The organism is Methanogenium sp. MK-MG (genome assembly GCF_009914725.1).
Lineage (GTDB): Archaea > Halobacteriota > Methanomicrobia > Methanomicrobiales > Methanomicrobiaceae > Methanogenium.
Map to the genome: position 1 here is coordinate 1 of NZ_JAAAWJ010000045.1, position 16049 is coordinate 16049.

Here is a 16049-nt window from a genome sequence, read left to right on the forward strand (position 1 = left end):
TCTTAGTGTTTGCATCAAGTTTGGGCTATGCAAACCGATGGATAATGAAGTTTGTTAATGGGGAAATCAATTAACAAAAGTATGGTTCTTAACTATAATTCCTCTTTATCCAAGCAGGGGAGACCACAGCCCAGACATAAAGATATGTTTAGTTAAAGTAAATTAACTTGTTTAGTTGTGATGTGTTGTTGCGATTTCCGTATGAATTGCAATAATAATTAGATCATTTAATACAAATTAGAAGAATATTCGGATCGTTTTAATTGTGTGAATGAAGATGGTGCGAAATGCCTCTGTGTCATCTGTCGGTAAATCTGCTGTTCTTCGCTGATATGCTCTCCTGCCTGTCTCTCAGATTCCCTCACATATGATTAACATTTTATTTGAATTAAAACAAATAATGTATGTATTCATGGGACTCAAAGGCGGACCGACACAGGACGAAGTGATGGCAGTATCCCTGCTCAAACTCAGGATAAACGAGGGGGATGTCATGGCTGACATCGGGTGCGGCACCGGAAAAATATCCATTCAGGCATCTGACAGATGCAGCCATATCTATGCAATAGACCGAAGAGCTGAAGCGGTCGAATACGCAAAGCAGGAGATAAAAGATACAGACAGAGGCAATATCACACTGATTCACGGCGAGGCTGTCCAGGCTCTTGATGACATTGACGAGCTGAACTGTGCATTTGTCGGGGGCTCGGGAGACATCGAAACCGTTCTTGAAAAGCTCACTGAGAAAGTCCACGGAAGAATTGTGGTAAACGCCGTTCTCCTGGGCACGGTTTCACGGACGGTCAGAAAAATGAAAGAGATGGGCATATTTGTTGAAGCGCTCCACATACAGGTTTCACGCTCCCATGAACTGGTGGGCGACCTCATGTTTAAACCCATACATCCCGTTTTTATCATCGTAGGAGAGGTGAAAAAGTAGATGCTTGTCGCAGTTGGCATTGGCCCCGGAGATCCTGAACTTTTGACCGTAAAGGCAGTGAAACTGATAGAAAAAGCAGATCAGGTATTTGTGCCTGGAAATGTGGCAAAGGATATCATCGCACCATACCGGGCGGATCCAGTGGTGCTTTCATTTCCCATGACCGCTGATGAGGATTACATTAAGCGATGTATTGAACAAAACGCTGAGACAATCGCCCCTGTTGCAAAGGAAGGTCTTGCCGTTTTTTGTATTCTCGGAGACCCGAATTTTTATGGTACATTCGGGAGACTCTGTGATGTGCTGGATGAAAAATATCCGGATATTGCATACAGCACTGTTCCAGGCGTCAGCTCAATTACGGCATTCGCCTCTGCTGCTCAGATCTCGCTGAATGGAGGCATTGAGATTACAGACGGGTCCGAGAATACCGCAACACTCAGGATGAAGGTGAGGCGGCCAAAAGAGATGGCAGATGAACTGAGGAAATCAGGATATACTACCTTCATTCTGGCCGAAAAAATGTATATGGACGGCCAGAAGATCTATCAGACAGACGAACTCCCTGAAGAAAGTGCGTACTTCAGTATTTTATATGCCGGGAAGTGAGAGAGATGCCAACAATATACATTGTCGGGGCCGGATGCGGCGATCCGGGCCTTATCACCGTAAAGGGGAAGGAGATCCTGGACAGGGCCAACGTCCTCATCTATGCCGGATCTCTCGTAAACCCGGAGCTTGTTGATGCCTGCCCTGCCGCAGAAAAATACGACTCATGGGGGATGCGCCTTGCCGAGATGACGGATATCATGATTGCGGCGGCACAGAGCGGCAAAACGGTCGTCCGCCTGCATTCCGGAGACCCGGCACTCTACGGTGCCATCATCGAGCAGGTTGTAATTCTGAAAGAAGCCGGGATTGATGTTGAAAGAGTTCCGGGTGTCTCATCGTTTTTTGGGGCGGCAGCGTCCCTTGGCATCCAGTATACCCTCAAAGGGGTCTCAGAATCGGTCATCATCACCCGACCGGCAGGGAAGACCCTGGACGAGGACCAGATCGCTGAATTCTCGGGACTCGGGCAGACCATGGTGGTATTTCTCGGTACAGAACAGCTGGAGAAGATCGTTGAAAAGCTACAATGTCCCCGGGAGACACCTGCTGCCGTCATCTATCACGCGACCTGGCCTGACGAGAAGATTGTACGCGGAACGGTAGCAGATATCGCACAGAAAGCACGGGCTGCAGGCATTGAAAAGACCGCACTCATCATCATCGGTGAAGTGGTGAACCCTGACGGCCCGTCCTACACAAATTCCCACCTCTACGGATGAAAGATACAGTCATTATATCCCTAAAGACATCTGCTGTCAAAGCACAGGAACTGGCAGAACATATGGATGCCGACTTTGTCGTATACTCACCGGAGGTATTTGGCAGGGCATTTGAAGAGTACAAACAGATCATCGCGGTCATGTCAACAGGGATTGCGGTCAGGTCTGCTGCACCCTACATTCACGACAAATGGACTGACCCGTGTCTTGTGGTCGTCAGTCCGGACTTCAGGTATGCCATTCCCGTCCTCGGCGGGCACCACGGCGGGAATGATACGGCAAAGCGTCTGGAACAAATCGGGCTGCATCCGGTGATCACCACCGCAACCGAGACAAGAAATCTGCCTTCGGTGGAGTCGACAGCAGAAGAAAGAGGGCTTGAAATCATTAACAAAGACTCAACACGGGCGGTCAACGCGGGAATACTTGACGGGAACGTCGCAATACACCTGATTGAGCCCCCTGCAATCGCCATCGCACCACCGGGAGTATCGGTACTGATTAAAAAAGGCGAATATATTGTCGGCATCGGCTGCAGGAGAGGGACCGGAAAAGAAGAGATATTGCATGCCCTGGCATCGGCATTTTCCAAAGCCGGTATCGCAAAAGAGGACGTGCTGGCATACGCCACCACAGAAATCAAGAAAGATGAAACCAGCCTCATTCAGGCAGTCAGGGAGCTGAACGGGAACCTGATCTTTGTGGACAATGCATTCATAAAGGCAGAACATCCCCCTTCTGCATCACGGGCTCTCGACAAGCTGGGACTGCCGGGGGTAGCGGAACCCGCGGCACTTGCCCTCTCGAAAAGAAAAGAAGTCATCATGAAAAAACAAAAATACGGAGGAGTGACAGTTGCAGTCATCAGATAATACAGGAAAACTCTTCATAGTGGGCATTGGCCCCGGAAAGAAAGAACAGCTTACCGGAAGGGCGAGAGAAGCCATTCTTGAATCGGACATCATCATCGGAAATGACTTTTACCTCCGGCTGATTGAGGAGTTGGTGGAGGAAAAGGAGGTCATCCGAAGCTCCATGGGAAAAGAGGTTGAGAGGGCCAGACGATGTGTGGAGCTTGCAAAAGAGAAGAAGGTCTGCATGGTCAGTGGCGGCGACCCGGGCGTATACGGAATGGCAAGTATTGTGCTTGAAGTGCTTGAGCATGACAATTCCTGTATCGAGTATGAGGTGGTGCCCGGTGTTACGGCGGCAACCGCCGCCGCCTCTCTTGCAGGCTCCCCTCTCTCGGGGGATTATGTCACCCTCTCGCTTTCAGACCTTCTCACGCCGTGGGAGATCATAGAAAAACGGATGGACCTCGCCTTCCGGATGGGGGTGCCGGTAGCAGTATACAACCCGAAGAGCAGGGGACGCCCTGATAATCTTTCACAGGCCCTCTCCATTGCGCTGAAATACAAGGATGGTGACCTGCCTGTGACCGTTGTGAAAAATGCATTCCGGGATGAACAGGAGGTCCGGTTCTTCACCCTGAAATCACTCTTTGAGGATGACAGTTTTGTTGATATGCGGTCCATTGTGATCATCGGCGGAGAGGAGTCACGCATCGGGACCGTCTGCAGAAAAGATCTGATGATCACACCGAGGGGCTATGACAGAAAATACGTATATTGATCCGGGAGCGGACACAAAAGAGGGCTACAAAATATCTTCGACGAGCAGGGGTCTTGCCCGCATGGTGGTCGGTGATGAGACGCCGGAGGACAGAATCCGCCAGCGATGTGCCATATCGGTCGGGGATTTCATCATGGCTGACCTGATGGCCTTCAACAACAATCCTGTTGAAGCAGGACTCAGGGCCTTATCGGCAGGGAGACCTGTCATCACTGATATCAGGATGGTCCAGACCGGAATCAGGAAGAACGAGCATCATTCCGATGTGCTCTGTGCTCTTGATTTTGGGGCAGCACTCTCTCAGGGATATGGGATAACACGGACTTCGGCGGGTTTTATGGCATTGCGCGATACGCTTGAGAATGCCATCATTGTCATCGGCAATGCCCCGTCGGCCCTGCTTACGGTCTGCAGGATGGTCGATGAAGGAATTATGCCCGCACTTGTCATAGGCACTCCCGTAGGGTTTGTCAATGCAAAGGAATCAAAAGAGCTGCTTCGGACAAAGAATCTCCCGTCAATCTCCAACGTAGGAACACGGGGAGGGACGCCCCCTGCGGTTGCTTCCCTGAACGAGATCATCACCATGTACATTGAAACCCAACGATAAGGAAATGAACATACACGATCCGGTAACAGGCTATGTGTATCCCGAAGAATGGGTCCGGGCATGCACGGACAAACATGCCCTGGAGCAGGTCGCACAGGGCCTCGCGGTTCTCACCTCGGGAGGTACTATCCTGAGGAGGGGGTTCACCACCGGGACGACAGCTGCTGCTGCATGCAGGGCGGCGGTGCTTTCCCTGGGTGAGCCGGTATCGTCTGTTTTCATCACCCTTCCCTGCAGTCTCCGGTGTGAGGTCAAAGCAAAGGGAAGGGACGGGGTTGGTTCAGCGAGGAAATATTCGGGGGACTATACGAATGATATCACGGCAAACCTGCTGTTCTGTGCAGAGGCGAGGGAAACAGCATCCGGCATCACCGTTCATGCGGGTGAGGGCATCGGACGGTTTGAGCGCGAGACGCCGCGATACAACATCGGTGATGCGGCAATAAGCCCTCCGTCGATGACAACGATCCGGGGTGCGATAGAGGAGGCCGCATGCGTTCTGAATCTGAAGGGAGTGACGGTTGAACTCACCATACCGGACGGTGCAGAAATCGGAAAACAGACCCTCAACCCGAAAGTCGGTGTTATCGGAGGTATTTCTGTTCTGGGGTCGACAGGACTGGTTGAACCATGGGATGACCATCTCTCAGAGGATGTATTTGAAAGAATCAGTCGTACAGAAAAGCCGGTCCTGACCACCGGGAGAGTGGGCCTGCGATATGCGAGGATGCTCTTTCCTGATAGTGATGTGGTGCTGGTGGGCAAATTTATGGGAAAGGGTATCGAAGCCGCCGGAGGAGAGGCAGTTCTCTGCGGTCTTCCGGCGCTCATACTGAAATTTATCAATCCCGATATTCTGGACGGCACTGGATACGGGACAGTTGAGGAGTTAACCATGTCAGACCAATGGACAGGAATACTGGAGACGAATCTGGCGGACTACAAACGAAGCATGCCGGGAGTGCGGGTGGTCATTATTGATCGTGAGGGAAGAATTGGCGGTGATTCCGGATGAAAGTCGTTGGTGTCGGCTGCGGGCCGGGGATGCTGACCGAGGCGGCGATTGCAGCAATAGAGGATGCAGAGCTGATCTATGGTTCCGGGAGTGCCATTGAACGGGCCGCGGCGTACATCCGCAGCGGGTGTGCGGTCCGTGTCATCACGGATTACAAGGCGCTCCGGGGGCTGCCGGATACTGCAGTTGTCCTCTCAACAGGAGATCCCATGCTCGCCGGTCTCGGGTATCTGGGAGGTGAAATCATTTCAGGCATCTCTTCATACCAGTACGCCTGCGCAAAACTGGGCGTTCCCATGACAAAAACGGCAATCATTAACGCCCATGCAAAAGACCATGAACAGGCAATCGAAGAGATCTGTTTTGAGATTGCAAGAGGTAAAACTGCCTTTATCATCGCAGACCCCGCATTTGTGCCATCCGCCCTCGCAGATAAACTGAGGACGGAGTTTTCTGAATGCAGGATTGCCGTCTGCGAACGGCTGGGCTACCCAGACGAAATAATTTCTGTCGGTGATGCAGATACCCCTCCGGTCCCCCGGTCAAACCTGTTTGTGCTTATGGCAGGCAGGTTTTAGACCTGTCATTCTGCGGATGCAGTCCGTGACGAAGGGGATTGGCAGGAGAGTTTATGTAACCAATATTGTTTTTTGACAAATTTTGTGGAATAAAAAACAAGACTTATTTAATTATGACAAAAAATATGTAGTTACATTAACACAATGGTGGTTAAACGTGACTGATAGAAAAACAATTATTTCAAAAATTCTTCTGGCATTTCTTGTTGCTGCACTTATTTGTGTGCCGGTAAATGCCCATGAAGAGAGTGCTGATGATGTGACTGTTGAAGTAGGAGAGATCGCTGAACATTCCGATGAACTCTTCGCCTCCGCCGAATCGATACTCCTCGATACCAAGGCGATTGTAAAGGATGATACAGTAGACCAGGAGATCCGTGACCTTGCAAAGACCATCCACCTCGTATCCCATGAACTTGAGGATATCGCCGCCGGTTTGCAGGAGGACTCCGCACAACTCCAGGAGCTCACAACGGATCCGGTTGCAAACAAAGCCGCAATAGAGGAGCTTATCGTTGAGATGCAGGCGAGTGTGGCAGAGTACGTTGAAAAACTCGATGGCCAGCATGAGAATATTCACGATCTGGTCTTCGCAGCCCCGGAATCCCGCGAGGATAACGCGGATGCCATCCATGACGCCGCCCACAAGGCGGGCGAAGTTGCCGAACATATCATTGAGCACACAGAGGAACTGCAGGGCATGCTCTCCGGCACCTCTGCCGCTGCCGTCTCAACACCCTCATCACAGACACCCTGTGTGAACACAGCTGATGTGACTGTTGAAGTAGGAGAGATCGCAGAACATTCCGATGAACTCTTCTCGTCCGCCGAATCGATACTCCTTGATACCAAGGCGATTGTGAAGGACGATACGGTAGATCAGGATATCCGTGATCTTGCAAAGACCATCCACCTCGTATCCCACGAACTTGAGGACATCGCCGCTGATATGCAGGAAAACTCCGCCGAACTCCAGACTCTTGCAGTTGATCCTAAGGCAAACAAAGCGGTAATCGAGGGGATCATCGTTGAAATGGAAGCAAGTTCAGCAGACTATCTCTCGAAACTTGAGAGCCAGCATGAAAATATTCACGAGCTGGTCTTCATTGCTCCCGAATCGCGGGAAGGAAATGCGGATGCGGTTCATGATGCGGCCCATGAAGCAGAGAGTGTCGCTGGTCACCTGACTGAGCACATATCCGGCCTGAGTGCCGCACTCGATGCGCCTTCAGACGCACCGGCAGCCCAGACATCAGCAGGCGCCGAAGCTACAAAGTCTCCCGGATTTGGTGTTCTTGCAGCCATTGGCGGAATCTGCTGTTCAATGGCATACCTGGCAAGAAGGCAGTAACGGGTATGAGGTTGTCACATGCATATATCTGATGGCGTCCTGCCCTTGCCTGTCGTTGCAGGGGGCTGGATCATCACCATAATTCTTCTTGCCGTAACACTGAGGTGGGCAGGGAGACATGGTGATATTGCAAAAGAGATACCCAAACTGTCTGTACTTACCAGTGCATTTTTCGTGGCATCGCTGATTCATATCGACATTCCACCTTCAAGTGCGCACCTGATCCTCAACGGGCTCCTGGGGATTTTCTTAGGGCCGCTGTGCTATGTTGCAATGTTCATCGGGCTTATCCTGCAGGCACTTCTCTTCCAGCACGGAGGTATCACGGTCATCGGAATCAATACCCTCAATATCGGTATACCCGGATTGATCTGTTACCTTGTTTTTCTGGCAGGTTACCGGCGCAAGATCCCTCTGACGCTCCTGGGAGGAATCTGTTGCGGTCTTGCGGTACTTCTCACCGTGGTCTGTCTGGTGGGTGTGCTGGTCATATCGGGAGAACAGTTTGTTACCGTTGCAGGATTACTTGCCGTTGCCCACATACCGATCATGATTGCAGAGGCGGTCGTCGGTGGTGCAGTGGTGGGATATGTTGCACGGGTGAAACCGGAATTGCTTCCCATCCCCCTTGCGGGCGGGAAGTCTGAAGATCAAAACAATAACGAAAATGAGGCATGAGGAGATAATTATGGTAAAAATGCGTACAGTTACTCTGCTCGGACTGGCAATACTTCTGATGATGCTTTGTATATCCCCTGTTTCGGCACACAAGGCATTTGTCGGAGCTTTCCTGACCGGTGACGCAGATGACGAGATACAGATCAAAGCATGGTACGAGGGCGGTGTGCCCATGGCAAATGCCGAGACGACGATCTACACGGTTGAGGATGGCGAAAAGGAGGTCTATGTCGAAGGGGTAACCGACGACCAGGGCTTCTTTACCTTTGAGCCGGAATACAAGGTGACGAAATACTCCATAAAGGTGGAGCAGACCGGACACCGGGCCAAAATGGATCTGGACCTGGAGGGCGGTGTCTCGACAGGTTCTACCGGTGAGGAGCTCCCGCTCTTTGCACGGATAATCGCAGGGTTTGGATACCTTGTCGGTCTTGCCGGTATTGCCATGATCTATTCGGCACGCAAAATGAGAAACGAATCGTGAACGCAAGGGGCGCATGATACGGGGATTGAATGCATTATCCTGATATCGACAAGTATGCAGGCATGGACTCCCCGGTCCATCGCATCGAACCACGCATCAAAATAATCTCATTCGGCATACTGATAGTATCAGCCGTTTTTGTCGGTACTATTCCAGCATCTCTTTTTTTTCTCGCTGTAGCGGTGGTTATCCTGCTGGCGTCACGCCTGCCGATGCGGTTTATCCTTACCCGCATGAAGGTGATCTGCGTTTTTGTGATACCGATTCTTGTCCTGATGCCGTTAACCGTCCCCGGCACGCCGCTTTTTTCGGCGGGCCCCGTAAGCATATCACAGGAGGGGGTATCGTTTGCCGTGCTTGTCACCGTCAGGTCGGTTACTGCCATCCTGCTGGTCGTGACCATGCTGGGAACACAGCGGTTTGATACGACGCTGAAGGCGCTTTCCCTGCTCCGGGTTCCCGGAATCATCATACAGATGCTTCTGTTCACCTATCGGTACATCTATGTAATGATCGACGAGTTTCTCAGGATATGGAGTTCGATGCGTGCGAAAGGCTACACATTCCGGTTTAATCGGCACGGCCTTACCATAATCGGGAATCTTATTGGAATGCTGCTGATCAACAGTTATGAACGGGCAGAACGGGTATATCAGGCGATGATTGCAAAGGGCTATACCGGGAACCCAATATCTTTTTCACCATTCAGGGTCACCATCCCGGACTGCCTGTTCTGTGCTGCTGTTATCACACTCGCGGTTGGCGTTCATATCAATTATCTGGAGATATTATGAGAAGGGCTGTTGAGATAACAAACCTGAACCATCAGTATAGTGACGGCACCGTCTCACTTGAAAACGTGTCTCTTGCCATAGATGAAGGCGAGATGATAGCGGTCATCGGTCAGAACGGCGCAGGGAAGACGACCCTGTTTCTGCACCTGAATGGGTCAATCAGGAGTTTTGACGACAATGTATTCATATTCGGACAGAATATCGGAACGATGTCGATTGAGGAGCGCATCTGTCATGTGGGGGTGGTCTTCCAGGACCCGGATGATCAGCTGTTCATGCCGACGGTATACGATGATGTCGCCTTCGGTCCCACGAACATGGGACTTCCGGAGGATGAAGTAGAGCGGCGGGTCAAAGAGGCGCTCTCCACCGTGGGTCTTTCGGGATTTGAGGATCGTGTTCCGCACCACATGAGTTATGGACAGAAAAAACGTGCGGCACTTGCAGCGGTTCTTTCAATGGAGCCGCGTATTCTGGTTTTTGACGAACCGACCGCAAATCTCGATCCAAAGAGTCGTGCCGTGTTTATCCGGCTCATTAATGACCTGAATAAAAATAAGGGAATAACCACGATCGTTGCGATGCATGATGTCAATGCTGTTCCGGATGTGGCTGATCGCGTGGTTATTCTGAACAGGACGATTGTGGCTGATGGAACACCGGTTGAAGTGTTCTCTGATATCAGTCTCCTTGAAGACAACAATCTCGATGTTCCGGAGATCTATAAGATGTTCTGTATTCTGGGCTGTTACGGCTGTACGTATGAAGTGCCGCCGCTCACAATCCCTGAGGCCGCCCTGACCCTGGATCGCATGATCGATACAAACGGCGGGACGGTACGTCTCGGGCGGAGTGAGAATACGAAAGAAGAGATGACCGATCTGTTTCGCAGGTTCTGTCGTTGAAATCCTGTTGAACTGGTGAGAATTCCAAATCCCCCTTTCTGTTCCATGATCGATGACCGCCCGGTGGCAATTGCGGATGGCCCTGTCTCTCTCCTGTGTATGTATGGGATTTGTGTCCGGGACTGCAATCTCCATATGGTGACAGGATTCTTCAGACGTTGTGCATGTGGACCCGTTCATGCTGAGGGAGAATGGAGGAACGCAGCATTTGCTTAATCACCCCATATCGGAATTGCGATGAGAGATAATCCCGGAAATAAGGTTCTCATAACTACAACCTATTGTAGCATGGAGACCCATCTTACCTGCACAAATGAGCATACTGATCATACTCTTCTGGCTGGTCCTGACAGCAATATGGGCCTTCCGCATTGAAGATAAAAAACTACAGCTGAACCACCCCGGACTCATCCTCCTTGGTGGGATTGTATCAGGGGCAGCCCTCTACATCACAACACCGGCTCTGATACCGATAACTATTCTCACATACCTTGCAGGTTCGGTTGCAGTGAGCGGGTTTGCGTCATCATTCATCCACAATGTGGACGAGATGAAAATTATCGGGGGAGCGGCCATGACTATCGCGCTCTTCGTGATACCCATGTTCATACCCGCGGCACAGGTCATCGGGGCACAGGCTCTTGCAGAGATTCCGCAGGTCGAGACGGCAGATAATGTGACCGACCTCATCGACACCCAGCACATCAGACTGACCTCATCCAAGACCGCACTCTGGCGGGCTGACAAGGTCATTGGAAATCTGGGATATAAGGTGGGCGTCTTTGAGCCTGATGTCCAATTCATTGACGGTGAACTCCAGTGGCTGGCACCGCTGGACTACACATCCCTCGATAAATCCCTCATCTATGCCTATGAAGGCACCGAAGGATATGTCATCGTCTCCGCTGAAGACCCCCGGGCCGAACCCCGGCGCATCACCGGCATTGCAATGGTGTATACACCGAATGCCATCCTCGAAAATGACCTGACACGACATATCTGGGAGGACTACCCCGCCTATATCATCCATAACCCGGTCTTCCAGCTGAATACGGAGAACAGTCCGCGGTGGGTCACCCTGCTCACACAGCCAGCCCTCTATGGTATCATCGGAGAAGTGCCGCAGGGCATTGTCATCACCGACCCTGTCACCGGCACGAATGAGTTCTACAACATCGGCGAGCAGCCGTCCTGGATTCAGCGGGTCTGGGACGAAGACCTCACCGAAATCTACCTTGACTGGTGGGGCCGGTTCTCCGACGGGTGGATCAACTCATGGTGGGGCCAGCGCAACCTCAAGTACCCGACCGGCGAGGTCTACATTGATCACGGCACCGCCGGGGCGACGCTCACCACCGGCGACCCTGATGTCTATATGGTAGAGGGAACGGACGGCAACCAGTACTGGTTCAGCGCCATCACCACACCGGGCAAGGATGCCTCGATGATTGGCTATGTCCTCTGCGATGCCCAGAACGGTGATTTCACCTTCTATCAGGCACCGGGATACTACAATGACCTCGGTGCAGCTGCCAATGTCCAGCAGAACCAGAAGGTCGCAATGGCCTCAGGTCTTGAGATTGTCCAACCGATCATGTATATCCTCGATGGAGAGGAAGTCTGGATCATACCGGTCATATCACAGACCGGCGAGGTCATGGAGATAGGGCTCGTCGTGGCGCATGGCGGAGAGACCTTTGTGGCCGACTCCCTTGACGAGGTGATCACCCTGTGGAGAGGGGAAGTGATATCAGATACCGGCACCGCTGCTCCAGGGGACGGGATCACGGTTGAGGAAATTGAGGAAATAAGAAAACTCCTCGACCAGCTGGAAGCAAAGCTGAAGGCAGAGAAGACAGAATAACAGGCTGGGACAGAACTAAATCTGTCTCGCCAGAACGACAATTTATTGACCAAAATAGACTTGATTTGTGCCATTTAGTTAATCAAAGGGATAAAAATTGGCTTTTTGTCGACATCAAATAGGGTTGTGTCCCAGCCTGATAACACCTATTTTTTTGAGTTAGCCAGCATACTGGTGCTTTTTGTCAATCTATCCCGATCATTTCCATTGGGGATAATATTCATGCAAAATTTCAAATGATAAGTATTTTATCTGTCATATGATGACTTTCAATCATACCTGGTGGGTTAATTATGAAACATACATTGAGAACGGGTCTGTGCCTTGGCGGATTGATACTGTTTGCTGCCCTTCTGGTGCCTGCAGGATGTGCTCTTATGGGTGATGAAATGGATAAAAACATACAAAATGATGCTTCCTGGCGGTTTCCTGGCGAATTTGAAGAACAGAGCACCGTCTGGCTGGGATGGCTGACGAAAGAGTACATCAACGGCTATCAGACGGATGGCGTGCTGCTTGAGATTGTTCGTGCCCTTGAGCCGCATGTGCATGTGAAGATCTGTGTGCCCGACAGCACGCAGAAGGAGCATGTGATCTCGGTTCTCACCGAACATGCCGTCCCGCCTGACAACATATCGTTCTATGAGAAGAACTTCACCATGCTCTACTGGCGTGATTTCGGGCCCATCTTCACCGTCAATGATGACGGAGAGAAGCGGATTGTCGACTGCGGATTTAACTGCTGGGGCTACTTCGCAGAGAGTGACGTCCAGTCACGCATGATGGAGCGTATCGACCGCGATGTGGCGACCGATATGGGGCTGGAGAGCGTCATGACCCGGCTGGTCAGTGAGGGCGGAGACCGTGAGTTCAATGGAAAGGGCACACTCATCACCACCGAGGCCTGTGAGTTCCAGCGTAATTCAAACCTGGCCCGTGAAGAATTTGAAAACGAGTTCGGGCGACTCTTTGGTGCGACAAATATCATCTGGCTGAAGCAGGGGCTTGTCGATGACGACCGCTATGATACCACGACCATTCCCGGCCCTGATGGTGTCGGCGTCGCCTACCGTACGGCTGCCGCCAACAACCATGTGGATGAGTACTGCCGGTTTGTTTCATCTGATACCATCCTGCTGGCTGAGGTGACAGAGGAGGAAGCGGCACAGGGTGAGGTTGCTGCAGAAAACCGGCGCAGGATGGAGGCAAACTATGAAATTCTGAAGAACGCCGTCGATCAGGACGGCAAGCCGTTCAGGATTGTCCGCATGCCTGTGCCCGAGATGATCTATTTCACCGCGACACCTGAGGATGAGGCGTATGCAAGTCTTACGGCGTATGCAAAGTATGCCGACGGCACTGCCTTCCCGTTCGGCCAGCCGGTAACGGTCGTGCCGGCCCAGAGTTACTGCAATTTCCTCATATCAAACGGTGTTGTTCTCGGCCAGAAATACTGGATGCCTGATATGGGGATGCCGAATTCGCTCAAAGAAACAGATCTTGAGGCGGAACGAATTCTGCAGTCGCTCTTCCCTGACCGCATGGTAGTGATGATCAACACCATCCCGATCAACTTCGGTGGTGGCGGTATCCACTGCTCCTCCCAGCAGGAGCCCTGAAGGATACCCTCTCCCCATCCCCTGAAGTCACGTTGTGAAGCAGAAGTGCTGATCGCGAACAGGATCATTACTGAGTTGTCTTCATGGATGGTGGGGCGATCATAACCATCCGGCGCTACCACACAAAAAAGCGAAGAACCGTATTTATAGAAATGAAAGGATTGAAGTTAGGTTTTATCATTATTTCCTTAAATTTCTACGAATTGTGTATTTTTCCTAATAATTTTTGGCGACTGTTGATTATTACCGAATTACGTACCTGTTCGTCTGGAAAATAACAATTGGGAGATTGATAGATGATGAAAAAGCTTGGAATATTTGTTCTGCTTGCGGCTCTTGTGCTTTGTCAGGGGGTTTCTGCCCACATGCCTGGTGCTGCGGCTCCTGCTCCTGAGGTGGATCTTGGGCCGATTGTTGTATCGGACAATGGAGTGCCGGTTGAAATAAGCATTGATGATGTCGGAAAATATCATGGAATGCTTGAAGGAAAAAGCCCCGATGTCTGCGTATGCTGCGCATGTACATACCGGGCGATTCTATCCGGTATTAATGAGGTGTGGGGTGATGAAATTCCCGAAAGGTCAGATATTGGCCTGAAGTGCGGCCTCATATCAAACGGCTCTGTCCATGCTGCCTGGTATGTTACAGGTACTGACATGGATCCCAATAACCAGGGGAAACTGGAACTGATCCTGCCTGACGGATCTGTACTTACAAATCAATCCCCGTCTGCAATAAAGAAGGCTTCAAAAGCAAGAACTCCTGAGAGTTACTGGTTTGAAGTATCACGGCTTTCCACTGGCGATTCGGTTAAACTCACGGTTTCGGATGATGTGTTCCCGGAAGGATTTGCGGAAATGAGAAAAAAAGTGAAGTTTGATAAGACTGCAAGTAAGGATGAAATCAGGCAGTTTATATCTGACTACACATCCGTCAGGGATGGAATGCTCCAGAAAGCGGATTATGAACTCTTCAATGAGATTGAAGAACCAGACGAATCACCCGATATTTTGGGCGGCGGGATTTTTCTCACCCTTTTGTGCGGGCTTTGTATTGGTCTGGTGGTTATGAGGAGAAAATGAGGGTAATAATTTCCTTTAAGCCCACTCCTTTTTAAAGGCAGAAGAAATATCCAATGTCGCTGGATTTAACTCCGGAACGGTTCTCAGCTTTTTGGGTATCTTAGAGATATTCTGCTGAATACCTATGCGGGAGCTTACCCTGCATCTGCTGTAGTGTTTTCCGATCCTGAAAAGTTAATTACACTGGATTTGTGGGGGTACTTATTGCATGAAAGGGGTTCGCAATGACAGGAAAATACGACATAATGGCTTGAAATCAGAAATGAAGCGAAAAGATATTAATTATAGTATTGATATGGCAATGTTACTGTCATTTATATTGTGTGGAATCACCGGCATCATCAAATGGCCAGGTCTTGCTTATTCATTGGGACTGGATTATCAGAGTCTTAATATCGGTGTCATTACATTAATTCATGACTGGTCAGGATTAGCGCTATGTATTTTGTCGATGATGCATGTCATTATGCACAGGAAATGGCTAGTGACGATGACACGAAGAAAACTGCGTATTTGAGGTGTTTATTTGCAAAAAGAAAATTTTGGCTATTCCATTCAGATTATTCTGATAATTGGTATGCTCAGTTGTTTTGCTGGCTGCTTATCTGATGATAATTCGGGAGTTCTCCAGGATGAGCTTGTATTAAATACACCGGAGAAATATCAGGACAAGATAACGGACTCAATAGTGTCAGAAGCTATGAATGACTCAGAGGAAGATTCTTCATCGCTTGCGGGGACATGTCCATTCGGATGTCATTGTTGTGGATCACCGGGGTGTTCCTGTTGGACGGATTTGAATAATGACGGATGTTGTGACCTGGGAGTACCGTTAGATTAATGGAAATATCCGTTTTTTAATCCTCTGAAATCGCTATTCTGTGCATTAAGTCCAGTTTGGAGAACTCCAGAACTTTGTCAGGCAGGTGGTTTAGAAGAGCCGGGCAGTAGAGCAGATGACAGGCACCCCCGCATCTGAAATGCTTGGAAAGGGCGACTATGAATATGCACTCCCATTTTACGGCAGGCGCCGTCCGGCCCTCGCTGATCTTGTTCTTCATGAAGACCTCCAGAAAGAGGTTTCATATCCAGTGCTGAGCTGTCAAAACAGGGAAAAAAGCTGTAGTGAAATATTCTTTCCCCAGCTTTGTGGGTGGTGAGGGAGT

General features: G+C 50.4%; 18 protein-coding genes. 17 read left to right on the forward strand and 1 reads right to left on the reverse strand.

The features are described 5' to 3' along the window. Positions 1-412 precede the first annotated feature (412 nt). From cbiT to MKMG_RS07645, 17 genes are all read left to right on the forward strand, one after another. On the forward strand, positions 413-940 hold the full coding sequence (gene cbiT, locus MKMG_RS07565) for a precorrin-6Y C5,15-methyltransferase (decarboxylating) subunit CbiT (protein ID WP_165077029.1): 528 nt from the start codon (positions 413-415) through the stop codon (positions 938-940). Then, the gene (locus MKMG_RS07570) at positions 941-1549 is read left to right on the forward strand and encodes a cobalt-factor II C(20)-methyltransferase (RefSeq protein WP_165077030.1); all 609 of its coding nucleotides are present in this window, start codon (positions 941-943) and stop codon (positions 1547-1549) included. Positions 1550-1554: 5 nt separating this feature from the next. Next, positions 1555-2271, forward strand: coding sequence for a cobalt-precorrin-4/precorrin-4 C(11)-methyltransferase (locus MKMG_RS07575; RefSeq protein ID WP_165077031.1), 717 nt, complete (start codon positions 1555-1557; stop codon positions 2269-2271). Beyond that, entirely contained in the window at positions 2268-3143 is an 876-nt protein-coding gene (cbiG, locus tag MKMG_RS07580; RefSeq protein ID WP_165077032.1) for a cobalt-precorrin 5A hydrolase, read from the forward strand. Before MKMG_RS07575 ends, cbiG begins: the two co-directional genes overlap by 4 nt. Next, complete coding sequence (cobJ, locus tag MKMG_RS07585; protein ID WP_165077033.1) at positions 3127-3903, forward strand: precorrin-3B C(17)-methyltransferase; 777 nt, start codon at positions 3127-3129, stop codon at positions 3901-3903. The genes cbiG and cobJ overlap by 17 nt, the downstream gene beginning before the upstream one ends. Beyond that, positions 3881-4513 (forward strand): precorrin-8X methylmutase, encoded by a 633-nt coding sequence (locus tag MKMG_RS07590; protein WP_165077035.1) that lies wholly within the window; start codon positions 3881-3883, stop codon positions 4511-4513. Before cobJ ends, MKMG_RS07590 begins: the two co-directional genes overlap by 23 nt. Positions 4514-4517: 4 nt before the next feature. Next, on the forward strand, positions 4518-5528 hold the full coding sequence (locus tag MKMG_RS07595; protein ID WP_165077036.1) for a cobalt-precorrin-5B (C(1))-methyltransferase: 1011 nt from the start codon (positions 4518-4520) through the stop codon (positions 5526-5528). Continuing rightward, positions 5525-6106: a cobalt-precorrin-7 (C(5))-methyltransferase gene (locus MKMG_RS07600; RefSeq protein WP_165077037.1), complete on the forward strand. Its 582-nt coding sequence runs from the start codon at positions 5525-5527 to the stop codon at positions 6104-6106. The genes MKMG_RS07595 and MKMG_RS07600 overlap by 4 nt, the downstream gene beginning before the upstream one ends. 157 nt (positions 6107-6263) lie before the next feature. Next, entirely contained in the window at positions 6264-7457 is a 1194-nt protein-coding gene (locus tag MKMG_RS07605) for a PGF-CTERM sorting domain-containing protein (protein ID WP_165077039.1), read from the forward strand. A gap of 18 nt (positions 7458-7475) precedes the next feature. After that, entirely contained in the window at positions 7476-8135 is a 660-nt protein-coding gene (gene cbiM, locus MKMG_RS07610) for a cobalt transporter CbiM (protein WP_165077040.1), read from the forward strand. Between the two features lie 10 nt (positions 8136-8145). Beyond that, a complete protein-coding gene (locus MKMG_RS07615; RefSeq protein ID WP_165077042.1) occupies positions 8146-8619 on the forward strand; it encodes a hypothetical protein in 474 nt (157 codons plus the stop codon). A 29-nt stretch (positions 8620-8648) separates the two neighbouring features. Beyond that, positions 8649-9413, forward strand: a complete 765-nt coding sequence (gene cbiQ / locus MKMG_RS07620) for a cobalt ECF transporter T component CbiQ (RefSeq protein ID WP_216842889.1) — start codon at positions 8649-8651, stop codon at positions 9411-9413. Continuing rightward, the gene (locus MKMG_RS07625; RefSeq protein ID WP_165077043.1) at positions 9410-10318 is read left to right on the forward strand and encodes an energy-coupling factor ABC transporter ATP-binding protein; all 909 of its coding nucleotides are present in this window, start codon (positions 9410-9412) and stop codon (positions 10316-10318) included. Before cbiQ ends, MKMG_RS07625 begins: the two co-directional genes overlap by 4 nt. A gap of 313 nt (positions 10319-10631) precedes the next feature. Continuing rightward, entirely contained in the window at positions 10632-12182 is a 1551-nt protein-coding gene (locus MKMG_RS07630; protein ID WP_165077045.1) for a hypothetical protein, read from the forward strand. A gap of 293 nt (positions 12183-12475) precedes the next feature. Next, positions 12476-13801 (forward strand): agmatine/peptidylarginine deiminase, encoded by a 1326-nt coding sequence (locus tag MKMG_RS07635; protein ID WP_254059126.1) that lies wholly within the window; start codon positions 12476-12478, stop codon positions 13799-13801. A 296-nt stretch (positions 13802-14097) separates the two neighbouring features. Continuing rightward, positions 14098-14883 (forward strand): hypothetical protein, encoded by a 786-nt coding sequence (locus MKMG_RS07640; RefSeq protein ID WP_254059127.1) that lies wholly within the window; start codon positions 14098-14100, stop codon positions 14881-14883. Positions 14884-15091: 208 nt separating this feature from the next. After that, a complete protein-coding gene (locus tag MKMG_RS07645; protein ID WP_165077046.1) occupies positions 15092-15400 on the forward strand; it encodes a DUF4405 domain-containing protein in 309 nt (102 codons plus the stop codon). A gap of 340 nt (positions 15401-15740) precedes the next feature. On the opposite strand, the gene MKMG_RS07650 is transcribed toward MKMG_RS07645, so the two are convergent. Next, positions 15741-15944 (reverse strand): hypothetical protein, encoded by a 204-nt coding sequence (locus tag MKMG_RS07650; protein ID WP_165077048.1) that lies wholly within the window; start codon positions 15942-15944, stop codon positions 15741-15743. Positions 15945-16049 lie beyond the last annotated feature (105 nt).